Origin of the sequence: Bradyrhizobium erythrophlei (assembly GCF_042430365.1) — a bacterium.
GTDB lineage: Bacteria > Pseudomonadota > Alphaproteobacteria > Rhizobiales > Xanthobacteraceae > Bradyrhizobium > Bradyrhizobium erythrophlei.
This window is the reverse complement of record NZ_JBHMET010000185.1, coordinates 49,336-74,575: the sequence shown is the minus strand read 5'-3', so window position 1 is coordinate 74,575 and position 25,240 is coordinate 49,336. Positions and strand designations below refer to the sequence as shown.

Sequence of the window (25,240 nt, the reverse complement as noted above, 5' to 3'; positions counted from 1 at the left end):
AGTTCGACTGAACACGCGGTCGCATCGGGCGCGGTAGTGCGGTCGCATCGGGCGCGGTAGTTGAGTCAGCGCTCACGAGATCTGCAATCTTTTGCGACTTTCATTTCTCTTTCCTGATGACAGTTGATTGTATGGGTGTATGATTGCAACTAAGCTCCCAATGCATCAAACAAATGCCATCAAGCTCGTCCAGAAGCATCACGTTTTATGTCAAGAAGGAAAAAGAGTTAGTCAATTCATAGGCGTCGGCGTCACAGGTCGTAAATTGCGTTCTTAAGACAGTTTTTTCTTTCGTTCGCCGATGGCTACTCTTTCTTTACAGCCGCACGAGAGGTGCGGCGGAGGGGCAAGGCCATGGCAACCATCAAGTCGTTGCTTGCGAGCGCCGGAGTTCTCCAACACGTTGTTCTGCCGTCTGACATCGAAATACTCCTGTCCGCCCTGGAGACCGATGGACCGACCAATACAGCCGCCGGCATAACGACAGGAAACGTCAAGCTAACGAGCGACTTAAGCAAGAGCCCTTTGCCAGGCTTGGACTTCTCACTTGGCCTGCCCAGCGGCATAGTTGCCTCTGCTCCGTTCAAGTTAAAGCTCGATCCTGCCGGTGCCCCGACCGCGTTCAAGTTCTGGTTGGTGGTCTCTCAGCAAGGCCAGCTGTTCTTCATCTACAAATTCGTGGATGCTCTGCCGGCTCTTGCCCTGACTGGCGCCAGTCTGGTCAACAATGCCGACGGGACGGTCACGCTTCAGCCGCGTCCCAACGGCGATCCCCTGCAAAAGCCAATCCTGGTCAGCCGTTCGGACGAAGCAGGATCACAGCTTGCCCCATCATTGCTGATCCAGGGCGACGGCACGGGACCGGCATCGATGCGATTTACGCCCGACACGGATTCGACCGAAGGCGTCGTGGCTTTTGGACTTGAGCCAAGCACGGTTGTGTTCGGCAGCTCGGGGATCGGCATCAATATCCCGGCGCTCGTGATCGACGACAGCGAGAACGCCAAGGCCCCAGGCGCTGGAGCTCCCGGACTCGATCCTCCTCTGGCTGCAATTCCCGCAGATGACAATGCCTGGCGCGGCATCGTCGCCCGCGAGCTCGATTTCTATCTTCCGGCGGGTGTACCGCTATTCGGCGGCCGCGCGATCAAAGGATATTTTGAGCTTTCGTTTGGCGCGGCTGGCGTTGAACTGGTGGTCGAAAGCAAGGTGCCGGCACAAGCCGCCGCCGGCAGCCAGCCCGCGAAGCTCGGCTACAGCATTCGGATCGAATGTCGCGATCCAACGGCGAGAGGGTTGTCCGGGCTTGTGCCCACGCTGATTGCCGCAAGCATGGAACTGCCTCTCGACGGCACACAGGGGATATTCAACGACGGTGCGAGCAAGAGCTTTGCGATCGCGGCAGGAAAACCGGTGACTACGCGTGCGGCCTTCGCACGAAACCCGGTCAATCACGAGGACATATTCCGGATCACGCTGGGCGTGGCAGCGCAGGGGGAGGACGGAATTCTGTCGGTTACCGCCAATTCGATGGGGGGCGCCAAGATATTCAACACCACGGCGGCGCTCGCGACCGCCCTGATCGCCGACAAGGACGTCGCGCGCAACGCTCAGGTCGGAGACACCAAGGGTGTTGTCCTCTATGGCCTGCTCGCGGCCGGAGGCGTGCTTTCCTCACTATTCTCCGATGACAGCAAGTTCGTTCTGCACGGCGCCGAAATCGAGGCGGACGGCCATGGCTCGCCCATTGGCGGCCCGGTCGTGGTGACGCTCGATTACTCTGTTGCGATACGAGTGACCAAAGTGGGCATCGGCGTGCTCTCGGTCTCGATGAGCCCTAACCAACCAATGCGTATCCGTATCCGAAACGCGCGGATGAGCGTCGACCCGAGCAAGAGCGGGCTCGCGATGGTCGGGCTTGATTTCGATCGCGCAACCATGGAGGTCGAAAACCCCGGTGCGTGGAATGTCGAGGGACTCGAGCAGCTCTTTGATGTGCTCGGAAGCCGGTCGGGACGCGGCTCGAGCTGGATTGAGGTCGATCTCAGGTTCAAGCTGAACCTCGGTCCGATCAAAGTATCCGGTGCAACGATCCGTGCCGAGCTCAATAATAATGATGGGTCGATCAGCGCGTCGATCCGCGGCCTATCGGCGGGCATCGGCATTCCCGGAGCGATCGATGGGACTGGCGGCCTGCAACTGCTTGCGAACGGATTTGCGGCCAATCTCGCTGCAAAGGTCGTTCCTCTCAACATCGCAGCCGATGCCAGCGTGGTGTATGCGCCGCCGATGATTCTGCTGCAGCTCGGCGTCGACCTTCCCGCGCCTATTCCGCTGGCCAATTCGGGATTTGGGCTGTTCGGGATCGGTGGCCTTTTTGGCATCGCCGCCGTGCCCAATTACGGCGACGACCCTGATCCGGTGCGACGCCAACTTCAGTGGACACCGGATGGGCCTGGCCGGTTCTCGTCTCGCGAAGGCGAGTTCTCCTTCGGACTGAGTGGCGTGGTCGGCACACTGCCGGACTTTGGCTTCTCGTTCTCCGCCAAAGCGGGAATCCTAGTGACCGCTCCCGATATCGCAATACGCGGCGCGCTCAACGGCCGCGTGCTGCAGCCCGCGGTCAAGATCAGTGATCCCAGTTATCCGCCGAGCCCCGGGATCAGTTTCCTCGGATTCATCGGCGTAGACAGCGCGGCCCTGTCGTTTGGCGTTCTTGGGCAGGTGGATCTGCTGCCCCTGCTATCCATTCAGGTTCCGCTCGCCGGCCACTTTCCGTTCAAGCCAGACACGTCGGATTGGTATCTCTATCTCGGCGCCGACGGCTATCCGGGTGGAGCTCCGAACCAGGGCCGCGGCATCGGGCCGATCTCCGCGGTCGTCCTCCCGGGCATTCTTGATGTCAGCGCCGACGCCTATGTGATGATGCGCGGCAAGGGCATCGAGAGCTGGCCGTACCAGCGACCGATGCCTTCCGGTCCGATCACGCGGCCCGATGGCTTCGTTGTCGCCTTCGGCTTCGCCCTGCAGAACGAGTTCGGTCCAAAACCGATTGCATGGGCTGAGCTCTACGCGAGTGTCGATATTCTCGTAGGCTCCAAGCCCCCAATCCTGGCCGGGTTCGGCCGCGCCGGCGGCAGCCTCAATCTCGGACCCTTCTCGCTCGGCGTGCAGGCCCAAGTCGCCTTCATCGTCATGCAGGCGCAAAAATACTTCTTCGCCGAGGTGACCGGAAAGATTGAGCTCCTCTTCTTCGACGTCGAGGGAACGGTGACCATTTCCTTCGGATCGGAGCCAGCGCTGGCTCTGCCCAACCCGGATCGCCATCCGCTCGATCTACTTGACTCAAATAGCAACCGCCTCGGTTCGCTCGGAACGCTCACGGACGATACGTATCGGGTCGTGGCGAGGCTGGTTGAGGACCCGTCGCAGATCACCGACGAGATGCGGGTCTGGCCCGACGCCATGATCTCCCTGCCATTTTCGATTTCGCCAAAGATCGCTCCGTCCGCCGCCACGCAATTTCCGCTTATCGCGGGGCCAGGTGCATTGCCGGCCGCACCCGCAACCGGCAACGACATGTTGCGGTACGTCTGGCGACTGGATCGCGTGGAACTGTTCGATGTGACGGGCGAAGCCGATCCCTTCGCAGGCGCGGGCAAGAAGGTGGGCACCAAGCTCGCGGCGCGCTGGCAGACACCACGCACCACGACCTCGCCCGGCGCGGATGTCGACGAACTCGTCCTGTTCTCGGCATCCTCTGACCTCTGGGTCAATCGCGTCGCAGATCCTGCAAAGCTCCCGAACAACCCCTTGCCTGGTGCGGCGGATGTTTGCCATCACTCCGTCTCGGCGAAGCGCGGCTGGGCCATCGGATATCTTGCCGTGCCACTGCGCGACGGATTCCAGATTCCGCCCGACCCGGCAGGGCCCGGTGTCCTCGACAGCCACGTCGAGGCCGAGATGGAGCACTTCGGCGTCACGGTCACGGGCGAGGCAATCATGCCGGATCACCCGTCCTTCCTGCCGCCACCTTATTCCTTGTCGCCGGCTCAGCTTGTGGCTTGGCCTGGTCCGCTCAAGATCGAACGTGAATTTCGCGGTCATCTCAATGTGCCCGACCTGTCGTGGATCCCTGGCGCGGCGGTCTCCGAGGTGCTGAACAGCGACGTGGCTATTCAATACATTGCCCAGCGGATCGATCTAATTCTTCTCGAAGCGATTCTTGACGGCGAGATCATTCTGGTTGCCGATCGACGGCTCTTCGCTCAAGGCGAACGTAGCGCCGGTCTGCGGGTAATTGATGATGGCGGACACAATTGGCCTCTGGCCTTCACGGCGCCACTGGGGACGGGCGAGGTTGCCGGGATTTTCCGGGCGCCACCCGGCCAGCCCGCAAGCGAAGTCAGCGTCGCCTGGCCCCTCGGTGAGGCGCTCGGCGTTGTCGGCCTCGGCGGAATGACCAAGAGCGCACTCGATGCCGCTGCCGCCGAGAATGCGGCCATCGCAGCCGCGGCCGCAGCGGCCGCCGCCGCTGCTGCGGCCGGTCCCAAGACTGATCCCCAGGCGAACACATCCTATCAACGCACAATCCTTGAACCAGGCAAACTCTATCGTCTCGATATCGACATGACTTGGTCGGGCGAGCTGTACAAGCAGGACAAGACCGGACAGCGTGTGTTGGTAGACAGCAAGTCCGACCAGGTCGGCTACACCCCGAAAGGCGGCGCGGCGCCGCCATCCAAACGGCAGTTGTTCTTCAAGACCACGCCCAAGCCTCCGGCCGGGGCCACCAAGCTGCCTTATGGTCATGCCGGATTTACGCAATGGCTGCACGTCAAGCAGGACAACTTCCAGCCCGAAATGGTGCAGCGCTATCTGGCCGGCTATCAGCCGGCGCAGAGCGAGGAATTCCGCTTTTGCGATGATCCGCTGCGGGCGCATTTCACGCAGGATCATGTCGTTGCGCTGGCGAAAGCGTATGGATTCGATCTGAAGGTCGCGATCAGGCGTGTCGATCGTCCCGGTCCGGCCTATGCGCTTCCGAAGCTGCTGACGCCGATCTGGAGTTTCAATCTGGATGCCGCCTTCCTCAAGGACACTGACAAGCTTCGCTTGTCCTATGCGACGGCATCGGACTGCTCCGTTCCGAAACCGGGCACGACGGGCACCGTGCTCGAGCCGCTCGAGCCGCAGGCTCTCTACGAGATCTATGTGCTCGCGAAGGCCAGTGACGCAGGCGTTGCGGACGGCCGTTTGTCCGGTGTCACCTTCCGCACCTCGCGCTGGCGCGCCCCGACCGACATGCTGGCGGGCCTCGGGTTCACGGTCGCCGGCCAGGTGACGCCGCCGGTGATTATCGGCGATTTGCGCTGCGACGTCTCATCCTTTGGCGCCCCACAGAGCGAAGTCGGTGATACCTCGTACCAATCCGCACTTCTCTCCCTGGGCCTGGACGGATGGCCGCTCGCCACCACGCCGCGTGTCAGCCGGCTGTGGTCCTTGCACGCACCGGGCTCATGGTTCTTCGCCGGCCTGATGGTCGAGTCGCCCGAACCGATCCATCGTCCGGGTCGGCTGGAGCTTCAGGGGCTCGCGCTTGCCATGGGGCACAGTGGCAGCGGCGTCGCATTCGAGGTGCAGATCCGAGATCGCTCCGGCTCGCGCTGCATATTCCTTACCTCCAAACCCTTCCGTGTCATCACGCGGGAGCTGATCGGCGGCGGCTTGCACCTTCCCGGGGCTCGGTTCGTGACGATCAAGCCGTCCCTGATCCTTGCTTTGAACGATGGTCCTTCCGCTGTCCCGCTGAAGGGCACGCTCGCGCTTCCATCCATGCCTGCGTTTGCGGAGGAGCCATAATGCCGACGCTGTTCGCTCCCCCCGAAATCATGTCCGGCTATTCTTTTGCGGTGGACGGCAGCGATGAGGATCTGCCCAAGGGAACGCATCTGAGGATTTTTGCCGGGACAGGCGGAAGTTTTCCACTGGCGCCGTTCGTCGTTTTCAAGATCAGGAGCAGGCAGTCTGAACCGCGGCGCATCGTCGTCTCCGATCGCGGTGGCAATGTTGTGGGCGGACTCGACCTGGGCAATCTTGGAGTCGCCAACGTGACGCTGGTGACAGCCGATACCGACCAGCAGCGCACGGTCCGTGTCGATCTTCATCCCGATGCGGACGACCGCTTGAAGCGGGCGGCGCTTTTGGACCAGCGGAGCCGGACCATCGCCGAGCGGGCTCATCCGAGATGGATGTTCTCGGCGCCAGTCATGCACAGGCTGCGGCTCGAGGGGATAGCCGCGAGCGTCGGCATCAGCACCAGGCGTATTGAAATTTCAGACGTTTCCGGCCGCGAAAAGCCGGGTGAGCTCGGGGGCATTTTCGGCCTTCCGATTCAGGGCGTATTCCCCTGGTACTTTGGCACGCTGACGCGGAACGCCGGTCTGAAGCAGGTCGAACGAGGAGCGCCGCAACGGCTGAACGTGATGGATCAGCCTGACGGCCCGTTCGATCCGGTCGGACCAGACGATGAGCTTGCGCGAGTCAACGCGCTCCTGGCAGCACCGCAACCTGGCGGAGGCGTCGAAGCAATGGTTTCCAGGCTGGTCAACGATGGCGCGGCCCCGTGGAAGCAGATCGACAAGCACCAGCAGCTATCCGAATCCGGGGTCATGCAGTTTGCCAACACACCGCGCCTCAGCAGCCTGCAGTTCGCGGCCATGGATCCCGGCCTTGCCCGGTTCCTGGGCTTTGCCGGAACGATTGACGATCTGCCCGACCTCGATGATCGCGGCGGATGGGACTGCCTCGCCGTCATTGGGACATTCGCGATCGATCCAAAGGCCTTCGAGCAGGGTGGCAAACGCGGCAAGGACCTGTTGACGACGGCCCCAGGCGAATCGGCTTTGTTCAAAGTTCAGCTTCTCGCCTTGGACGACGGGACCGGGAAGGCGGAGGATGGGCTTAAGAAAGTCGTCGATCGCGTCCAGCGAGCGCAGTTCGTGGTCCGAACCTTCGTGGCGGCGATCGCACCCGTACCGCCTTGGTTGCCGCCATCGCTGCCCAAACCACAACCAACTGAACTGCGCTGGGAAAGAGGCAGCGCGACGACACCCAGCTCGCGCTACCGCGCAGGCTTTGCATTCCAGCATCCGCCGCTGGCCTTTCTGACGGCCGTTGCGGAGGAGGAGGCTGGCTTATGGAGGTCACGTCATACCTTTATCGAGGTCGGCAATCATGTGCCGGCGCAGCGCGCGACACCGCGAACGTTCGGACATGAAATGGAAGCGCTGTCGCGCATCCGGCTCTATGGCGGCGGTGGCGGAACGATCGCGTCGGCCGGCATCATTTCCGAGCAGCATATTTCGGCCGAAACAGCGACGCGCAACTTCCGCTTTGCGGTGTCCGATTTCTTCGGCCGCTTCGGCTCGACCATCGAAGCCGTGATCGCTCCTCCGGCCCGTCCCGTTCCGCCTCCGCCTATCCTGCGCTTCAACGTGGAGCCCGCCGCGGTCGATCCGAACTCGGCGGCGAATGTTTCGCCTGGTGATATCCGTATCACCCTGGCCGTGCCGCGTCTTCCGCCGGCGGAGCGGTTCACCGCCGCAGAGGAGCCCAGTCTTGCATCAGCAATCCTGGTGCCGCGATTGGACGACCTCGCGGCTGGTGCGTTCCGGATCGATCATATCGAGCTCGGCGGGCTTGTGATCGATCTCTCGACGCCTGGTCTTCAATCCGTCTCGCTTCCCTTGCCAGCGTTGTCGCCGCAGCAATCTGCGGCATTCAATTTGTCGGCGCGCTTTGTCGACGACAGCGGCGCCCAATCCGCGACCGCAGAGGTCGGCATACCTTTTGCCGATCCACGGCCACCAAAAGTCATTCCAAGCGGTATTGGTCTGTTCTGGACCAGCGCTCCAGGCCCGGCGCCAAATGTCGAGCTCAAGCTGACATGGCCGGCGGCAAATGGCTCGCTTCATCGGGTCTATCTCACTGACCAGCAAGGTCTGGGGCTTGCAGCTTCCGACCTGCATCAACCTGGCACGCCGGCCGACGTCACGCCGTCTCGTGGCCGGGTCGGCGCAGTCGGCGCGAAGAAGGTTGTGTCAGGTGCCGTCGTCAGCAAAACAGTCTTCCGCCTGCTGACCGATCCGCCAATCAAGGCTGGCCCTACCGGCGCCGTTGCGACGATTGAGCTGCCCCGCAGCTTATCGACCGTGCAGTTTCTCAGGATCGTCCCACTCTCCGACGCTGGCATCGAAGCGCCGTTCGATAGTTGCGGCATTGTCCCGATTGCGGTGCCCGACAGCCGTCGCCCGGTCGCGCCAGGGATTGATGGATCGATCGATACTGTGACCGGTATCGCAAGCCTGACCGTGCGCACCGAGGGCTTTGACCTCGTGACCCTGCGGCGCGACGAACCCGGACTGTTCGATGCTGCCGCGCCGGGCAACGAGCCGCCAAAATTCCGCATGCGCCGCGCCGCGGGTGTTGTACCCGATCCAATCTACGCGCGGGAGATTGCTGCCGGTCCACTCGAACTGAAGGATGGCGCGTTTTCTGCCGATATCACTGATGACAACGGTGGCGCTGGCCTCGTCCCCTTTGTCCGCTATGCCTATTGGGCCGAAGTGCGCTTGCCGCCCGAACGCAATCTGCCGGCAGGCGTCGTGCCGCTCGCGCCGCCCGGTGGCGTGACGGCCCTGGATCCTGCAAGTCCTCCGAACCATCCGCGACCGGTGAGCCTGCCCTCGGCTCCGCGCATTCTGATGCGCGTGCCGCCCGACCCACCCCAGGCCCTGGCGCCGGCCAACGTCACCGCAGTCCGCACGATCATTGGCGGAGCTTGTAGCGTCACCGTGACCGTTGCGAACCCGCCGCAGGCGCATGCCAAGGCCGTCGCGCAATTTTGCCTCGCGGCGTGGTCGCAATGGGCGGGCCAACCGATCGAGCCTGTCCGGATCGTGAACGGTGAAAGTCTTGATGGCAGCTTCCCGCCACTGGGACAGCCACTGGTGCTTTCGATCGTCGTCCCAGCAGGTATTAATCCCAGTGGCCCCCTGACCCTGCATCTCGCTGTCGTGGACCCCCTAGCGCGTATGAGTGAGATCGCTTTGGTACCCGTGCCCTAGACGCAAATGAAGCGGTCCCGGCCCTCCGGAGAATGTTTGCTTCCTGCTTTCTTCCTGACCGAGAGGACCTGAGAGGCAGCAGGTGGAGCAAGTTTCTTTCTAGATTCTCTGCCTCCGCCATATCCAATTGAATATAAAGGTAAATTGTTGCTTTTCGATGGTTGACCTCCAGGATTCCTTCTGGACAGGACAGCGTTCGGAAAGCGAGCGTGATCCGTTCTGAAATTCGGTTGAGAGCCGAGCTAAATCGCCCTTTCCTTTGTTCTGCACCCTTCACACCAACGAGGTACCGCGCAAAGATCCGTTGATACAGGTCGACTAAGTGCGCGTCGTAGATTTGGATATTGGGACGAGCAAATCGGACATCTGCGCGATCAGAATGCTCACCATTTCGGAGCGTGCCGGCAGAACTCGAGCCAGCAACCGCGGGCTTTGGTGGCTTTACGCCCGAAATCGAGGGTAGAATGCCTGTTTTCTGGAGATCCGGAGATCCAATGACACGGCGGTAGTCTGAAAGCTGACATATGTGTCAAAAACTAACTCACAATTTAAATTTAAGCTCCTCATAATTTAAAGTACGTTTGAGTTTAAGCCCGCCGTTCGGCCATGCTGCGACGCAGCGCGGACTAGCGGTCTCTCGGCCGGGTCAACACGCTTTGGCCGGCGTGGTCGGGCAGGAGCAATGGCCAGCATGCTCGAGGTGAGGGATCGCCATATCGCGAAGCGGCCACCGGTTCTGCTCGCGGCCGGCCCCGTCTTGCTTCGGCCACTGGGAATGGCGGGCATTCCGGCGATCGTCGCCTCAAGCGAAGGCGATGATCCGACATTCGCCTCACGCTATTGCGGCGGCCGCTGCATTCTTCCGCCGCGCAGCGAACCAACTGCGCTGGTCGATGCGCTGCTTGACGCCGGCGAGCGACTATCGAGCCGTCTCGGCCGCCGTGTCCCTCTGATGTATGGCGATGATTACTTCCTCGAGCTCATCTACATGCATCGCGAGCGCTTGCAGGAGAAGTTTCTGCTGCTTCTGTGCGATCCGGGCGTCGCGATCGGGTTGCTGACGAAGGATCGGTTTGACGAACTCGCGCGCGCCAGAGGAGTTCCCGTGCCGCGCAGCTTTGACTGGGATATGCTTTCCCAGATCGACGGCCCGGTGCTCGCGAAGCCGCGCTCGAAGTCCGATTGGCACCATTCGCCCCTGCAGGTTCGGTTGTTCGGCGACCACAGCAAGGCCCTCGTTTTCGAGAACGGCGGCGCGGCGATGGCCCATCCTTCCATTGCGCCCCTTCGGGAGCAGCTCGTGTTCCAGGAATACATCCGGGGAGATGATCGCCAGCTATGGTCATTCCATGGCGTCTCCGACGAGCAGGGCAAGGTTCTTGCTTCCTTCGTCGGCAGGAAGTTGCGGACCTCGCCGCCGCTCACGGGCGAGAGCTCGTTTATCGAGATGGTCGAGGACGAAGAACTTGCGGCGTTCGGACGGCGACTGGCCGAGCAGATGCCTCTGAAAGGCCCCTTCAAGATAGACTTCAAGACCGATGCCCTATCCGGTCGGCACTTCGCTCTGGAGGTGAATGCGCGATTCAATCTCTGGCATTGCCTCGGCGCGGCGAACGGCCTCAACCTCATGGAGGTCGCCTATAATTACGTCGTGGCCGGGAGGCGGCCGCCACGCCTTTCCTACCGCACCGACACGCGCTGGCTCTACCTGCCGCTCGATTGGCGCGCCTATCGCGCGCTTTCGCGGCAAGGGCAGTTGACCCTCGTGGACTGGGTTTCCTCGATCCTCTTCTCGCGAACCGTCTACAACGTGTTCGCGTGGAGCGATCCCGCGCCGCTTGCAATGGCGTTCGTGCGGGCGTTCGTGCGGAAGGTTCGCAAGTTGTTCAGACTGATGATGGCATGGTGGCGCCAATGGCTCTCTACGGCATCCTAGGCGACATCCAAGGCAATCGCGAGGCCCTGATCGCGGCTCTTACGGCGCTCGACCTTTACGGTCCCGAACGGCTCCTTTGTATCGGCGACATCATTGGCTATAACGCAGCCTCCGACGAATGCACTGCTATCTTGCGCGAGCGCGGGGTAGTCTCGATCGCGGGCAATCACGATCTCATCGGCATCGGCATTCTTGGTTTTGAGCGCTGCTCGAATAAGGCAATGCATGCTCTCAAGCGCACGCGCCGCTCGCTCCGGCCCGGCACCGTCGAGTACCTGCGTTCGCTGCCGCGAAGCCTTCCTGTCGAGGATCGTGCAGTCTTGGTTCATGGCGGCGTGCGCGACGTCCAGCAGTATATGACCGGCATCCACCATATCGCGGAGAACGTTGCTTACCTTCGCGCGGATCTTCCGGGTCGCAAGATTTGCTTCTACGGTCATGTGCACGAGCAAAGAATCTTCGAGATCGGGGAGGGTAGAGACATCCGTGAGCTTCCCGCGAACTTGGTCGTGAAATTGAATCCCGATCGCGAATATTTCATCAACCCGGGATCGCTGGACGCGTCGCGCAAGCCTCAACCGAAATTGGCGGAGTTTGCACTATTCGACAGCGTCCTGCTGACCATCGAGTTCCTGCGCGTGTCGTATGATGACGCTCTGACGGAAGCGAAGGCCGCCATGGCCGGATACCGTATCGGTTTTTTGCGTGATCGGTACTACCGCTTTCGCCGCATGCTCCTCGGCCGTTCGTGAGTGAACGGGGATAAGGGCTGCCGGACCGACACACCGACCACACCTAAGCCGACTGCTCTGCAGCAATTACCGGTCCGTCGTAGCCGACTGCAGATCAAGTCATGGCTTCGTTCAAACGCGCGGCGACCCGTAGCGCCACCTAGGCGCGCCGGAGTTTCGACGCGATCCGGCGCTCCAGACCGTCGTGGCCCAGGGCTGTCCACTTCGGGTCATGCTTCGGATTTGCCAGACGAGCGCCCGGCGAAACATGCCAAAAGATCGTAGCCGTGCAACCCAGACTCAAAGGTCGTGAGCCTTAAATTCTGAGGATGATACATGAGTACGCGCGTCACGCCGCACCTTTCGAAAGTTGAAAGGGCACTCCGCCGAGTTGATATGTACCCTCCGGCGCTCTCCCAGCATCACCAACCCACAGCAGGCCAAGGAAGACATGTCTTTTCTCGGCCATTGGGCGGGACAGGCTTTTGTCGAGGGCGAACTCCGTTAGCTCAAACGGTGGGTTTTGGTGTAGGAAGGTCGAAAATGCTTTATCTTTCAATGGAGATTGACTGACACTCTCCGCCACTTTCTTTCTAGTCTGGGATAGCATGGAGCAAATCAAGGCTTGGCCGGCCAACCCTGAGTGTGTTGCCCTCCGGGAAGTCGGCGACAAATATGCGAAATTCCGATCTTTCGCGGTGGAAGGCCTGTCTCTATAACCATTTGATTGCGCCCTGCGGCCGCTAATCGAGGCGGCCTCTTGGGCCTCCCCAAGCGGATGTCGGCAGCTTGCTCGACCGGTTCATGAGCCGTCGCCAACGCTTTATCGCTGCGAGGCATGCATCCACGGTGTCTCACGAATTTGACGAGAAAAGGATCTGCACACGTTGCGGCGTAAGTGAGCGCGCGGCAAAGAAATTCGGTTTTGAGTGCAAGACGACCGGAAAGCCGCCGCCGATGGCGGAGCAGTGCCCCCAATTATCTGATGATACCCAAGCTCCGCACCGCCCTGCTGACCCTGAAGCTTCGCACCGTCCTGCCGATCCCGACGAATTCTCCTGTCCGGGTTGCGGTCACCGCTTCACACCGGAGAGCTTTCCTTTCGTCTATCATCACGTCGGGATTGAGATGCCACGCAGGCTTGCCACGCCCGAGCAGTCGTGTCCTGTCTGCCGTTACACGTATCGCAACACGCATACTTGCCCCGCGTGTAAATTGGGCGTGATCGCAAACGAGGGGTTAACGGTTTCTCACGACATCGCGCCCTCACGCGCGACCGAATACTACCATCATGCCTGTGTCCCGCCTGGTCTTCGGCCGCCCACCGATACCGAGTCAACTATCGATCCCCGCTTGGTGTGGTTAATAATCGGAATCGTCGTCTTGCTCGCGCTACTTTCAAAGTAAAACTTGGAGCGCGCGGGAGAGCAAAGCTACCCTAAATGAGAAACGGACGAGAAGCGTTATTCCGCATCGGCCAGCGCCGATCGGATTCGGGAGGAAGCCAGCGACCTGGCATGCTCCGTGCCACCTTGATTGCCGCGCGGCAGCCTGCCGGCTGATAGTGGTGAATACTTACCATCCGGAAATATTCACCGATTGCCGCGTTATGTCCTGAGTCGTAGTCCCCAGGTCGACATTCAGTTGGCGAAGCCGGATGCGGTTACTTATCACTGCGTCGGCGATTTCAGCTTCAAGCTCCGCGTCGCTGAGTTGAAGCCTTCCAACGGCATCAAGAACCTCGGTGCGCCACGATCCTGGAATGGTCGTCTTGGGCGCAGGGAAATTTCCCTTCATACTGGTTTTGACGTCGGTGACGATGATTTCCATCAGCGCAGTTGTCTTAGATCGAGCTGCCGTGATGAAATCGGCGCCGGGCACGTTTGCCCCCGCGGGCGCCTGCAAGCCGATTTCTTCGTGCGTGAATCGTGCCTCGTGGTACGCGAGGCTCTCGCCTTTGTTTGAATAGGTTGAGGTTGCATGAGAGCTCGGAACGCGTGATCGTCCCATAATTGGGAAGCGCTTTCCCGTGAAGGGATCGATGTGATAAGGTCCATTCCAGACGTTGGCCCCTCCGGATTCCAATCCACGCTCCCAGCTACGTGCCGGCGAAGCCGGAAAATTGTTCAGTGGCGAGGCTGCCTCGGCAGGCGACTTTGGACCGCGCGGGCGCCACAGGGTCGCATACATGCAAATACGTCGAGAAATCCGATAGCCATTCGCATAAGGTGTTAGCGGTTCTGTTGCGACTGGTGTCGTCAGATCATTCGCGATGGCGGTCAAGAATTGGGTGGCTACGTCAGTGTGCTCGATGCCGAGCAATTGCTGCGACCGCACGAAGTCGCCTTGAACAAAGGCAAGCACCCCACCCACGAGATTTTCGAAGGACTGGGCACACGTTCTGGTCCCATCCTGGACTCCTGCCAGAAACGGGTCAGTACCTGGCGGTGCACTCGTTACCTTTTGTTGAGTATCAGTTGCGCCTGCATAGCAAGCGACGGCCTGGTCGGCTCTTTTGCTTGCATAATCGGACTGGATTCGGCGTTTCGAGAGAGCGTCAACGAGCAAATCGTAACAGGCGATTGGGCGCGGCAGCTCGGATGGCAGATTGCGGTGCGCCTTCTGAACTGGCTCCAGCACATTTGGTCCGGTGTCACCAGCCTTTATTGCTTCAGCAGCTCGCTTGGCCGCATTATAGACATCCGCCATGGAAGCACTCGCTGCCGGTGCTGTCGGGCTGGTGGGGTTAACAGATTGCGGGGTCACCGGCGCGGTGACTGACGAATCGGAAATGCGCCCGCCGTTCTGCTGCCATTTAGCAAAGACCGGCTGGAAACATCGTCGTGCCTGCACAAGCAGGTCTCCGGCCTGCTTCATGAGCGCGTTTCCCTCCCGAACCAGTTGGCTACTCATTGGCGCTCGCTCCCGGCGCGCGGACTCAAACGAGCGAGCGGCCTGCTCGATTAGAGGTCGTGCCTGTAGGAGAGGCACCCAGCATGGCTCCAGCTCCGAAATATGAGAAGCTTTTCCGTGGCACTCGGCCTCCTGAGTCCAGCCGGGCGCATACACGATCTGGTACGCTTGAGTCGCGTTGATCGCGTCACGCAGTACATGGTCAAAGCAACGGACCGGGTCGATATTGTCAACCTTAGGAGTTGCAAGAATAGGCCCTTGAGGGTTCACGTTGAAACGATCAACTGATTCTGGTCGGTTCAGGGATTGTGCGTGGGTCCCCGTGATCAGCGTATGTAGTCCGATGACGATGAATGCTGCGCTTACAATTGTTCTCATGTGCGTGTCGGTTGCCTAGGGTAGGTACACTCGCGGAATCCGGTAATTCGCACAGCTATGGGTCTCGATCGTTCGTCTTAGACGATAACGGAGGGTCGAATGCACAGCGACCTATCGAAATCGATGACGCGCCTCCTCGTCGTTCGCAAGGCGCTTGTTCAACGCGGAGAGCAGATGGATGCGACCGGTCGGCAATTTCGCTGACCGCTCTTCACACAGGTTTCCCGAGCGCTAGCTTCCGCATCCTCTTCGGTTTCTCCTTCGCCGTCGTACCATCCATTCAGTGCCGGATTGTCTCCAACCGCAACTCCGCGACAGGAATTAAAGAACGTGACCGCCTCACAGTCGTCACGACCACACGTTGAGAGAGCATCTCGCTCCGCTTGCTTTTCGAAATAATGGTTCCAAGAGCGTCCCACTCTGCCAGAGCTCGGACTGTAAGCAATGGCGCCCCAGGCGCTTCTACGCTCGATATCTTTCTGCTCCTGATCACGCCGCAGACGCCAATCTTCCTCCCTTTGTTGTTCCTCCCGATTGCGTTCTTGCAAACGCTGGCGCTCCTCCGGGAGGCATGAACTGTCGTAAACGCTATTACAAGCTGCTCGCGCGACAGGCCGTAACTCAACGATGCCGCACGAGACGATCAGGAAAGTCAATGTGAGGCGATGTGCGAGCCGCATGGCCATTCCCCGCCGGTTGTCATACGAAACCACAGACAGCAGAATTTTACTACCCGCGCGATCCCTGCTGGCCTGGCTTTCTTTCAGTCCTTGGAGAGGAGATCGGCCACTTGACCCTTAATCGCCCGTACGGTGTGGGTTAGGAGTGCGTTGTACAACGAGAAACGCAAATGCATTGCTGGGTGAAACGGTAGCTATCGCTAGCGAGCGCGCGTTCACCAAATCCGAGTTGAGCATTCTGGCAATCGACGCCGGCGGGGCCAAGCGCTGGGATAAAACGCTCCTACCTGACCTTCGCCCGCCGTCTGCTCTATCCGAAACAGCGCCTATCGCGCAGATGCTGCTCTACAAGGGCGTAGGCGCTTCGCGGCGGAATGGGCTCAAGATAGTTGTCGACGTTCTGTCGCAACTCGCCTTCCGTAACGAGCCCACCGGCGCCAGAAATCGGAGCGAATCGACCCCGTCCATCCAGCATGATCCTCTCGCGGGCCAGCGCACCGGCCGCGCCGCGGAGTTGAATGTCAATCTTCAGGTACAAAACCGGACGATTGGCCGCGCGCGTAAAGTAGTTCATAGCCTGGATGGTCGTATCGTTGACGTACACCTCGAGGCGATCGGCGCCCTGCGCGAAGGCGCTTCCGAGCGGCGTCCATTCGCTTAGGTTGATTAGTCCTCGGCTGCATGGACTGGTCGGTTGGTTCTGAAACTGCGGACGTGGCTGGAATTGGATGTTCTGGGCGAAGGCCGCATCGGCGGTTAGGAAAACTACAAAGACCGTGCATGTCGCTACCCACGATCGGGGGCGAAACGTTTTCATACGACAGCTCCACTCGTTACGGCGGCGCCTAAGATCAAGCCGATGATTGGATGTGACGCATCAGGGTTCGTGAACGTGAATGTTTTTTTTGGTCAAGGGCAAAGCATTTGTACCGCAGCTTCGACGGCGAACTGGTCGAGATCGGCTTCGGTCGCGTCGCGCGGAGGTCTTATCGTTTCAAAGCCACGTATCGCAGCGGCAGGGGTCTCGCGGAACTGCTGCTTCCTCGTGCAGTAGAAATAGCCTGCATCGCTTAGTCGGCTCTGGAGCTGTGCTGTTTCCGCGTTTTGCCAGCATCTGTTGATCGAGATCAGCTTTTGCCGGATCGCCTGACAATACCGGCCGGAGCAGGGAGGGCAAATCCGCAGCTCTTGCGCTAAGATCGGCCTCAACGAAAGGGCTAACCAGAAGATTATCGACGTGACTCCCGCAAGTCGTTTCAAGGCACACCTCCCCATACTTGGGCATCGCCAGGCGCGGATTTCGCGGTCATGTAGTCGAATCGGCATTTCCAGAATTGAAGCGGCCACATTCTGCGATCGCTTCCAGTGAGCAAGCGACTAGAGTCTGCATCTTCGCGGCGGCTTCATAGCAACGCACTCGTGATCCTTGTCCGCGGCCCCTTCATGACCATCGATCGATCCTGCGTACGTGCGGTCATCATGCGCGCGGTCTCGCTTATGAACATGGGCGACGTCCGCATCCGCCGCCCATGCCAGAGTGCATGCTGGAGCGAGCGTGGTTCCGATCAATGCGGACGAACCCGCACCTGCCCGATGCTATAACCCAGTTGCGAGAACGCCGCGATCTTCTGGGTGAAGCGCGAATTCTGGACCTGGGATGAATCGACGGTGCAGTCGAAAGTTGCAACGACGCCAAGGCCGCGCTCGTAGCTGTCGAGCTCGTTTTTTAGCGCCGATGCGCTTTGTCGGGTCGCAAATACATTGGTAATCAAGATATTCTTCGTGTTGGGCACTGGTTCGTTCATCCAACAGAAACCGAACGTGCCGGGCCCTTGCGCCGGATCCTCGGCGGAACCGAAAGGATTATCGCGTCTCAGGAAGTCGTACCCCTGTTGCGCGGCCACCGGACCAACAAGTAGGGACAGCGCCACAATCAGCATCGGTCGTCGCATTGTTTGCCCTCCTACTTCGTGTGCTTTCGTGCTCCGAGGTAATGCTGATCCTTACGGCTATTTTCGCGCCATCGCGAACGATGGTGGCCATACGTGTATGCAATTATAGTTCAGAGCCGTATATGATCAACGTCAGATGATGCTCAGTCTGGCCTTGGTGCACGCCGAGGGAGTACCCCGTCTGAGTTCGAGCAACCTGGCCGTGGGCGTTGCTTCCAATCCCACCCTTGTGCGCAAGCTGCTGACGCCTCTCATCAAGGCAGGCGTTATCGCGTCCTCCTCCGGACGGGATGGAGGAATGAGTCTGGCGCATCGTCCGGAGGACATCGCGGCAATCTACGACGCTTCCACGGGTTCAGGCCTCTTGTGGCCCTCCCGAGCGGACATTCCGCACCGTTGTCTCGTAAGCTCCAACTTTGACAACTTCTTCTCGGATCTTGCCACGGCGGCTGATCGGGCAATGCGGGAAGAGAAAACCGCACGCCGATCATAGGGTCGCCGCCGCCGAGTGACCTGAGCGAGAGCTTCCGCATCGTCGGTATCGCTCCTATGACATCGAGCGAAGCAAGTGTTTTTGACCCGCCCGTACTGGTTCGCGGCGCATCAACATCGCTGGAAGGCCGGCGGCGTGTTTTGATGGTCGAGGACCCGTTCTCAAGGAAGCCCTCCATTAGGCGAATCGACAGTGGATCTCCGAGCGGATGGAGCAGCGATAATGTTCCCGACGCCTACGCAATGATCGACATAGGTGGTCCCGCCGCGCCTAAGTAGCAACGCGAGCAGTCGCATCACACAATTGCAAATTGAGGTGAAAACCGGCGACACCATCTTCTTCTTAGCAGCCCACATCGGGGCTGTTCCTCAGGAATTGACAACCGACCGAAAGCGCATGGCGCCCCGCAGGGCAGTCGTGGAGTCGGCAATATCATCGCCTTGGCCGTAGTGACGGCACGTTTCATTCCGGAAGGTCTGATGAATTGGTCTTCCGATCAGGAGACCCCGTAACCTCGCGCAAAGCTTTCTCTTTCTACGATACAGTACGATCGTCGTAGGCGCCTTGTTGCCGGCTGAGCGCCGGTAGCTTTTCTATCATCCCATCTGAGGGCGCTATCTGATCGGCCCTCGATCGATGGGGGCGGCAGTGGCGATCCATTCCTTTCAGTCGGACGCGGTCTCGCGCGGCGCGCGAATGCTCCGCAGCGCGCTTGGACCCGCGATAGCGCGATATCTGGAAGACGTCGCCGTGGTTGAGGTGATGCTGAACCCAGACGGCCGGCTGTGGATTGACCGTCTGGCGAACGGGTTGATCGACACGGGTGAGCAACTCTCTGCGGCGGACGCTGAGCGCATCATTCGCCTGGTGGCGCACCATGTCGGCAGTGAGGTGCACGCTGCTGCGCCACGCATTTCGGCCGAATTGCCTGAGACCGGGGAACGGTTCGAGGGTCTGCTGCCGCCTGTGGTGGCGGCGCCGGCCTTCGCCATCCGCAAGCCCGCGGTCGCGGTATTCACACTCGACGACTATGTCGACGCCGCCATCATGACGTTAGATCAGGCGACTGCCCTACGGCAGGCGGTCGCCACGCGCAAGAACATCCTGGTCGCCGGCGGCACCTCGACAGGGAAGACCACGCTCACAAATGCACTCCTGGCTGAGGTAGCGAAAACCAGCGATCGCGTGGTGCTGATCGAGGATACCCGCGAACTGCAGTGCAGAGCACCGAACCTGGTTGCGTTGCGGACCAAGGACGGGGTGGTCTCGCTCTCAGATCTCGTGCGGTCGTCGCTTCGCTTACGTCCAGATCGCATTCCGATCGGAGAAGTCCGCGGCGCCGAGGCGCTCGATCTGCTGAAAGCCTGGGGAACCGGTCATCCCGGCGGCATCGGCACCATCCACGCTGGAACGGCGCTCGGCGTGTTGCGGCGGCTCGAGCAGTTGATCCAGGAAGCCGTCATCACCGTGCCGCGCGCCCTGATCGCCGAAACCATCGACGTCATTGCCGTCCTTTCAGGCCGCGGTGCCGACCGCCGCCTCGCCGAGCTCGCGCGCGTCGAAGGGCTTGGAACGACGGGCGACTACAGCCTCTCACCAGCAGGAGACCTGACATGAGTTTTCGATATTCGCTTTCGTCACGCGTGGCTGCGATGGCCGCAGCCGGTATCATCCTGTGCGCTAGCGCGCCAGCCTGGGCTGCCGGCTCCAATATGCCCTGGGAGCAGCCGCTCAATCAGATCCTGCAATCGGTCGAAGGACCGGTCGCGAAGATCATCGCCGTCATCATCATTATCGTCACCGGGTTGGCCTTGGCCTTTGGCGATACGTCGGGCGGCTTTCGCAGGCTCATTCAAATCGTGTTCGGGCTGTCCATCGCTTTTGCGGCGTCGAGCTTCTTCCTCTCGTTCTTTTCCTTCGGCGGCGGCGTGGTGGTCTGATGGATGAGCCGGTCCCAGGCTTTGTCGCGCCAGTGCATCGCGCACTCACCGAACCAATCCTGATGGGCGGTGCACCGCGGTCGGTCGCCATTGTCAACGGCACCTTGGCTGCAGCGCTCGGGCTTGGCCTGCGTCTCTGGCTTGCCGGCCTTCTCCTCTGGTTCATCGGCCACATGGCGGCCGTGTGGGCTGCCAAACGCGATCCGGCTTTCGTCGAGGTCGTGAGGCGTCACCTGCGTATTCCCGGATATCTCACCACCTGAGCTCCCTCCATGATGAATCTTGCCGAATACCGCCGATCCAACACCCGTCTTGCCGATTTCCTGCCCTGGGCGGCACTGGTTGGCGAGGGCGTCGTCCTGAACAAGGATGGCTCATTTCAGCGGACAGTGAAGTTCCGCGGACCTGATCTCGACAGTGCTGTCCCAGCCGAGCTCGTCGGCGTGGCCGGTCGCCTCAACAGCGCCTTGCGCCGTCTGGGCTCAGGCTGGGCAGTCTTTGTGGAGGCGCAACGGCATTCGGCTGGAGCGTATCCGCCGAGCATTTTTCCCGATATCGCTTCCGCGCTGGTCGATGCCGAGCGGCAGGCCCAGTTTGAGGAAGAGGGCGCTCACTACGAATCGAGCTACTTCCTCACCTTCCAGTATCTGCCGCCGCCAGAGGATGCGTCGCGCGCCGAACGATTTCTCTATGAGGTGCGCGACCACGCCGACGCGCGCGAGGTGCTGCGAGGCTTTGTCGATCGCACCGACCGGGTCTTGCAACTCGTCGAAGGTTTCATGCCGGAATGCGCCTGGCTCGACGATGCTGGCACCCTCACATACCTCCATTCAACGATCTCGACCAACAGGCATCGCGTACGGGTCCCCGAGATCCCGATGTATCTCGATGCGCTGCTCGCGGACCAGCCTCTGACCGGCGGTCTCGAGCCGGTATTGGGTGCGGCCCACCTGCGTGTTCTGACCGTTGTGGGGTTTCCGACCGCAACCACGCCCGGGGTTCTCGATGATTTGAACCGTCTCGCGTTCCCATATCGGTGGTCGACCCGGGCCATCATGCTCGACAAGACAGACGCCACAAAGCTTCTGACCAAGATCCGGCGGCAATGGTTCGCGAAGCGGAAGTCGATCGCGGCGATCCTGAAGGAGGTAATGACCAACGAGGCGTCGTCGCTGCTCGACACCGATGCCAACAACAAGGCGCTGGATGCGGATGCGGCGCTCCAGGAGCTGGGATCTGACCAGATCGGCGAAGCCTTCGTTACGGCGACCGTTGCCGTTTGGGGCCGAGATGCGCGCTCCGCCGACGAAAGATTGCGGCTGGTCGAGAAGGTCATCCAGGGGCGCGATTTCACCTGCATGATCGAGACGGTGAATGCGGTCGAGGCCTGGCTCGGCAGTCTGCCCGGGCATGCTTATGCCAATGTCCGTCAACCGCCGGTCTCGACGCTCAACCTCGCGCACATGATTCCGCTTTCGGCCGTATGGGCCGGTGAGGCGAGGGACTACCATTTCAAGGCTCCACCCCTGTTCTTTGGCAAGACAGAGGGGGCTACTCCATTCCGGTTCTCGCTCCATGTCGGGGATGTTGGCCATACCCTTGTGGTCGGCCCGACCGGTGCCGGCAAGTCGGTGATGCTGGCGCTGATGGCGCTGCAGTTCCGCCGCTACCCGAACTCTCAGGTCTTTGCATTTGATTTCGGCGGCTCGATCCGGGCGGCCACAATCGCAATGGGCGGAGACTGGCACGATCTTGGCGGAGCGCTGTCGCACGATGCGACCGAGCCGCTAGCGCTACAGCCTTTAGCCTGGATCGACGATCCGGCCGAGCGAGGTTGGGCCACGGAATGGATTGCCTCCATCCTCGCACGGGAAAAGATCGAGATCACGCCGGATGCAAAGGACCATCTCTGGTCGGCACTGACGTCCCTTGCCTCCGCGCGCCTACCCGAGAGAACTCTGACAGGGCTTTCCGTCCTGCTTCAGTCGACGGCCCTGAAGCGCGCCCTGCAGCCGTATTGTCTCGGTGGGCCCTATGGACGGTTACTCGACGCGGAATTCGAGCGCCTCGGCGAGGCCCCGGTCCAGGCTTTCGAGACAGAAGGGCTGATTGGCACGGGCGCGGCGCCTGCGGTGCTCGCCTATCTCTTTCACCGCATTGGCGACCGTCTCGACGGCCGGCCCACTCTCATCATCGTCGACGAAGGCTGGCTCGCGCTCGATGATTCAGATTTCGCCGGTCAGCTCCGCGAATGGCTGAAGACGCTGCGGAAGAAGAATGCCTCCGTTGTCTTCGCCACCCAGTCGCTGTCGGATATCGACGGTTCGGCGATCGCTCCTGCCATCATCGAAAGTTGCCCGACCCGCGTGCTGCTGCCGAACGAACGGGCGATCGAGCCACAGATCGCGGCGATCTATCGGCGCTTCGGGCTCAACGATCGCCAGATCGAGCTGTTAAGCCAGGCGACCCCAAAACGCGACTATTACTGCCAGTCCCGCCGCGGCAATCGTATGTTCGAACTTGGCCTCGGCGAGGTCGCGCTCGCCCTTACGGCGGCCTCCTCCAAATCCGATCAGGCCGCGATCGACCGGTTGCTTGCAGAGCACGGCCGCGAGGGTTTTGTGCCGGCATGGCTTCAACACCGTGGCGTGGACTGGGCCGCCGATCTCATTCCCAATCTCACCAACCTGGAGAAGTCGCAATGAGCCGTCGTCGGTTGACCATGGCGGTCAACGTCCTCGCTGTGTCACTGTTGGCCGCCGGGTCGGCGCGGGCGCTGATCGTCTTTGACCCCAACAACTACGTCCAGAATGTTCTCACGGCGGCGCGCGAACTGCAGCAGATCAACAACCAGATCGTCTCGTTGCAGAACGAAGCGCAAATGCTGGTCAATCAGGCGAAGAACCTTGCAAGCCTGCCATACTCGTCGCTGCAGCAACTTCAGTCATCGATCCAGCGCACCCAGCAGCTTCTGGCGCAGGCCCAACGTATCGCCTACGACGTGCAGCAAATCGATCGGGCGTTCGCGACCGGCTATGCTCCGGCAACGAGCAGCCAATCCAATTCGGCGCTGATCGCGGGTGCGCATGCACGCTGGCAGAACTCGGTGGCGGCACTTCAGGACGCCCTCCGTGTGCAGGCTGGCGTGGTCGGCAATCTCGACATCAGCCGGACTCAGAGCGCGGCCCTCGTGACCTCAAGCCAGAGTGCAAGCGGCGCATTACAGGCAACGCAAGCCGGCAACCAGATTCTTGCGCTTCAGGCGCAGCAGCTCGCCGATCTCACTGCAACTGTCGCCGCGCAGGGCAGGGCCCAGGCTCTGGAGACCGCTCAGCGCGCCGCCGCGCAGGACCAGGGTCGCGAGCAGCTCCGACGCTTTCTAACGCCAGGCCGGGGCTATCAATCCTCCAATGTGCAGATGTTTCACTGATGAATGTCCCTGTCAGCCTTAAGCGACTCCCGGCCGTCCTGGCCCTTGGAGTGACGCTCGCTGCAGCCGCCGCCTGCGCAATCCAGCTGCGCCAGCCGAGCCGCGAACCGGCCCCGGCACGATCAAGCCCGCAGAAGACGGCAACGCTCGAGCCGGACCTGGCCCGTTGCCGCACTGTCACGTCAGAACAGGGGGCTGCCTACGAACGTTGCCGAAGAATCTGGGTCGAGAACCGCCGGCGGTTCTTTGGTCAAAAGGCTGGGCCGGTGCAACCCACGGGAGGTGGTCCGGGTGGTTCGTCGCAAGAATTGGCGCCGAAGGACCAAAGCCGAATCCCGCAGGGCGACCCCTCCGTCACGATGCCAGGGGAAGGTAGCCAATGACCGGCGCCGGTATCATCGATCAGTTCCTCGAAACCTTCACCCGCTACATCGACAGCGGTTTCGGGCTTGTGAGCGGTGAGGTCGGCTATGTCGCGACCACGCTGGTGGCAATCGACATTACGCTCGCTGCCTTGTTTTGGAGCTGGGGTGGGGACGATGATGTCGTCGCGCGGCTCGTCAAAAAGACGCTGTTCGTCGGTGTCTTCGCCTACCTGATTGGGAATTGGAACAATCTCGCCCGCATCGTCTTCGAGAGCTTCGCCGGCCTCGGACTGAAGGCGTCCGGCACAGGCCTTTCAGCGGGCGATTTCGTCCGCCCCGGGAAGATTGCACAGGTCGGCCTCGATGCCGGCCGGCCAATCCTCGAGTCGATTTCGAATCTGATGGGCTACATCAGCTTCTTCGAGAATTTCGTCCAGATCGTTGTTCTATTGTTCGCCTGGGCGGTCGTTCTGCTCGCCTTCTTCATTCTGGCAATCCAGCTGTTCGTTACCCTGATCGAGTTCAAGCTGACGACGCTTGCGGGCTTTGTGCTGATTCCCTTCGGCCTGTTCGGGAAGACGGCGTTCGCGGCCGAACGGGTGCTCGGCAACGTCGTCTCATCGGGCATCAAGGTTTTGGTGCTGGCCGTCATCGTCGGCATCGGCTCGACCCTGTTTTCCCAGTTCACGTCCGGATTCAGCGGTGGGCAGCCGACGATCGAAGACGCGATGACGTTGGTGCTGGCGGCGTTGTCGCTGTTGGGCCTCGGCATCTTCAGCCCCGGAATTGCGAACGGGCTTGTTTCCGGCGGGCCGCAACTTGGAGCCGGCGCCGCGGTTGGGACAGGTCTTGCAGCTGGCGGCATCGTTGCCGCTGGTGCGGGCCTCGCTGCGGGCGGGGCCGGCCTTGCCGGGGGCGCGGTCGCAGGTGCGGCGCGCGGTAGCAGTGCGATCGCAAGCGGAGCAGCTGCGGCCTACCGCAGCGGTGGTGTGAGCGGCGTTGCCGAGGCTGGCCTGTCCGCTGCCACGAGCCCCTTGCGTCGGGCCGCGACTGCCCTTGGCGGCCGCCGCCAGCCGGTCTCTCAGGGATCGCACGGCCCGGCCGAGAATCCTCCAGCATGGGCGCAGCGCATGAGGCGCGCCCAGACGATCAGCCATGGCGTGTCCGCGGCGGGTCACGCCGTTCGAACTGGTGATCACGGCGGAAGTGGCAGCTCTGTCGATCTCTCGGAGGGAGGACGATGATGCCGAGCCGCCTTCTTTCTCTGGGCTCGAGCGAGCGTAGCCACTCGACT

General features: G+C 61.0%; 17 protein-coding genes. 13 read left to right on the top strand and 4 right to left on the bottom strand.

Annotated elements, in window-relative coordinates:
• Window positions 1-534 precede the first annotated feature (534 nt).
• The 4 genes from ACFFWD_RS26230 (at window position 535) to ACFFWD_RS26215 (ending at window position 11,816) form a co-directional block, all read left to right on the top strand.
• Window positions 535-5,862 carry a hypothetical protein gene (locus ACFFWD_RS26230; protein WP_376970038.1) on the top strand — a complete coding sequence of 1,776 codons (5,328 nt, stop codon included), beginning with the start codon at window positions 535-537 and terminating at the stop codon, window positions 5,860-5,862.
• On the top strand, window positions 5,862-9,128 hold the full coding sequence (locus ACFFWD_RS26225; RefSeq protein ID WP_376970036.1) for a hypothetical protein: 3,267 nt from the start codon (window positions 5,862-5,864) through the stop codon (window positions 9,126-9,128). The genes ACFFWD_RS26230 and ACFFWD_RS26225 overlap by 1 nt, the downstream gene beginning before the upstream one ends.
• A gap of 988 nt (window positions 9,129-10,116) precedes the next feature.
• Window positions 10,117-11,064 carry a hypothetical protein gene (locus tag ACFFWD_RS26220; protein ID WP_376970034.1) on the top strand — a complete coding sequence of 316 codons (948 nt, stop codon included), beginning with the start codon at window positions 10,117-10,119 and terminating at the stop codon, window positions 11,062-11,064.
• Window positions 11,043-11,816 (top strand): metallophosphoesterase family protein, encoded by a 774-nt coding sequence (locus tag ACFFWD_RS26215; RefSeq protein WP_376970032.1) that lies wholly within the window; start codon window positions 11,043-11,045, stop codon window positions 11,814-11,816. Before ACFFWD_RS26220 ends, ACFFWD_RS26215 begins: the two co-directional genes overlap by 22 nt.
• A gap of 1,554 nt (window positions 11,817-13,370) precedes the next feature.
• On the opposite strand, the gene ACFFWD_RS26210 is transcribed toward ACFFWD_RS26215, so the two are convergent.
• On the bottom strand, window positions 13,371-14,672 hold the full coding sequence (locus ACFFWD_RS26210; RefSeq protein ID WP_376970030.1) for a hypothetical protein: 1,302 nt from the start codon (window positions 14,670-14,672) through the stop codon (window positions 13,371-13,373).
• Window positions 14,673-15,244: 572 nt separating this feature from the next.
• Window positions 15,245-15,766: a DUF4189 domain-containing protein gene (locus ACFFWD_RS26205; protein ID WP_376970028.1), complete on the bottom strand. Its 522-nt coding sequence runs from the start codon at window positions 15,764-15,766 to the stop codon at window positions 15,245-15,247.
• Between the two features lie 175 nt (window positions 15,767-15,941).
• Between ACFFWD_RS26205 and ACFFWD_RS26200 the strand changes: the two genes are divergently transcribed.
• Window positions 15,942-16,427, top strand: coding sequence for a hypothetical protein (locus tag ACFFWD_RS26200; RefSeq protein ID WP_376970026.1), 486 nt, complete (start codon window positions 15,942-15,944; stop codon window positions 16,425-16,427).
• 248 nt (window positions 16,428-16,675) lie between these two features.
• Here ACFFWD_RS26200 and ACFFWD_RS26195 read toward each other — a convergent pair whose 3' ends face one another.
• Window positions 16,676-17,026, bottom strand: a complete 351-nt coding sequence (locus ACFFWD_RS26195; protein WP_376970024.1) for a hypothetical protein — start codon at window positions 17,024-17,026, stop codon at window positions 16,676-16,678.
• 305 nt (window positions 17,027-17,331) lie between these two features.
• Window positions 17,332-17,718 (bottom strand): hypothetical protein, encoded by a 387-nt coding sequence (locus ACFFWD_RS26190; RefSeq protein ID WP_376970023.1) that lies wholly within the window; start codon window positions 17,716-17,718, stop codon window positions 17,332-17,334.
• A 136-nt stretch (window positions 17,719-17,854) separates the two neighbouring features.
• On the opposite strand from ACFFWD_RS26190, the gene ACFFWD_RS26185 reads away from it, so the two are divergent.
• From ACFFWD_RS26185 to trbL, 8 genes are all read left to right on the top strand, one after another.
• Complete coding sequence (locus ACFFWD_RS26185) at window positions 17,855-18,211, top strand: Rrf2 family transcriptional regulator (protein WP_376970021.1); 357 nt, start codon at window positions 17,855-17,857, stop codon at window positions 18,209-18,211.
• A 636-nt stretch (window positions 18,212-18,847) separates the two neighbouring features.
• On the top strand, window positions 18,848-19,828 hold the full coding sequence (gene trbB / locus ACFFWD_RS26180; RefSeq protein ID WP_376970019.1) for a P-type conjugative transfer ATPase TrbB: 981 nt from the start codon (window positions 18,848-18,850) through the stop codon (window positions 19,826-19,828).
• A 35-nt stretch (window positions 19,829-19,863) separates the two neighbouring features.
• Window positions 19,864-20,151, top strand: coding sequence for a TrbC/VirB2 family type IV secretion system protein (locus ACFFWD_RS26175; RefSeq protein WP_376970101.1), 288 nt, complete (start codon window positions 19,864-19,866; stop codon window positions 20,149-20,151).
• Window positions 20,151-20,414 carry a VirB3 family type IV secretion system protein gene (locus ACFFWD_RS26170; protein WP_376970017.1) on the top strand — a complete coding sequence of 88 codons (264 nt, stop codon included), beginning with the start codon at window positions 20,151-20,153 and terminating at the stop codon, window positions 20,412-20,414. The genes ACFFWD_RS26175 and ACFFWD_RS26170 overlap by 1 nt, the downstream gene beginning before the upstream one ends.
• Window positions 20,415-20,423: 9 nt before the next feature.
• Window positions 20,424-22,856: a conjugal transfer protein TrbE gene (gene trbE / locus ACFFWD_RS26165; RefSeq protein ID WP_376970015.1), complete on the top strand. Its 2,433-nt coding sequence runs from the start codon at window positions 20,424-20,426 to the stop codon at window positions 22,854-22,856.
• A complete protein-coding gene (gene trbJ, locus ACFFWD_RS26160) occupies window positions 22,853-23,581 on the top strand; it encodes a P-type conjugative transfer protein TrbJ (protein WP_376970013.1) in 729 nt (242 codons plus the stop codon). The genes trbE and trbJ overlap by 4 nt, the downstream gene beginning before the upstream one ends.
• Entirely contained in the window at window positions 23,581-23,964 is a 384-nt protein-coding gene (gene trbK-alt / locus ACFFWD_RS26155) for a putative entry exclusion protein TrbK-alt (protein ID WP_376970011.1), read from the top strand. The genes trbJ and trbK-alt overlap by 1 nt, the downstream gene beginning before the upstream one ends.
• Window positions 23,961-25,190, top strand: a complete 1,230-nt coding sequence (trbL, locus tag ACFFWD_RS26150) for a P-type conjugative transfer protein TrbL (RefSeq protein WP_376970009.1) — start codon at window positions 23,961-23,963, stop codon at window positions 25,188-25,190. Before trbK-alt ends, trbL begins: the two co-directional genes overlap by 4 nt.
• Window positions 25,191-25,240 lie beyond the last annotated feature (50 nt).

Excerpts from the sequence above, each read along its gene's own strand:
- ACFFWD_RS26225 (WP_376970036.1), top strand. The coding sequence starts at position 5,862 with ATGCCGACGCTGTTCGCTCCCCCCGAAATCATGTCCGGCTATTCTTTT.
- ACFFWD_RS26220 (WP_376970034.1), top strand. The coding sequence starts at position 10,117 with ATGCATCGCGAGCGCTTGCAGGAGAAGTTTCTGCTGCTTCTGTGCGAT.
- ACFFWD_RS26215 (WP_376970032.1), top strand. The coding sequence starts at position 11,043 with ATGGCTCTCTACGGCATCCTAGGCGACATCCAAGGCAATCGCGAGGCC.
- ACFFWD_RS26210 (WP_376970030.1), bottom strand. The coding sequence starts at position 14,672 with ATGAAGCAGGCCGGAGACCTGCTTGTGCAGGCACGACGATGTTTCCAG.
- ACFFWD_RS26205 (WP_376970028.1), bottom strand. The coding sequence starts at position 15,766 with ATGCGGCTCGCACATCGCCTCACATTGACTTTCCTGATCGTCTCGTGC.
- ACFFWD_RS26190 (WP_376970023.1), bottom strand. The coding sequence starts at position 17,718 with ATGCGACGACCGATGCTGATTGTGGCGCTGTCCCTACTTGTTGGTCCG.
- ACFFWD_RS26185 (WP_376970021.1), top strand. The coding sequence starts at position 17,855 with ATGATGCTCAGTCTGGCCTTGGTGCACGCCGAGGGAGTACCCCGTCTG.
- trbB (WP_376970019.1), top strand. The coding sequence starts at position 18,848 with ATGGGGGCGGCAGTGGCGATCCATTCCTTTCAGTCGGACGCGGTCTCG.
- ACFFWD_RS26175 (WP_376970101.1), top strand. The coding sequence starts at position 19,864 with ATGGCCGCAGCCGGTATCATCCTGTGCGCTAGCGCGCCAGCCTGGGCT.
- ACFFWD_RS26170 (WP_376970017.1), top strand. The coding sequence starts at position 20,151 with ATGGATGAGCCGGTCCCAGGCTTTGTCGCGCCAGTGCATCGCGCACTC.
- trbE (WP_376970015.1), top strand. The coding sequence starts at position 20,424 with ATGATGAATCTTGCCGAATACCGCCGATCCAACACCCGTCTTGCCGAT.
- trbJ (WP_376970013.1), top strand. The coding sequence starts at position 22,853 with ATGAGCCGTCGTCGGTTGACCATGGCGGTCAACGTCCTCGCTGTGTCA.
- trbK-alt (WP_376970011.1), top strand. The coding sequence starts at position 23,581 with ATGAATGTCCCTGTCAGCCTTAAGCGACTCCCGGCCGTCCTGGCCCTT.
- trbL (WP_376970009.1), top strand. The coding sequence starts at position 23,961 with ATGACCGGCGCCGGTATCATCGATCAGTTCCTCGAAACCTTCACCCGC.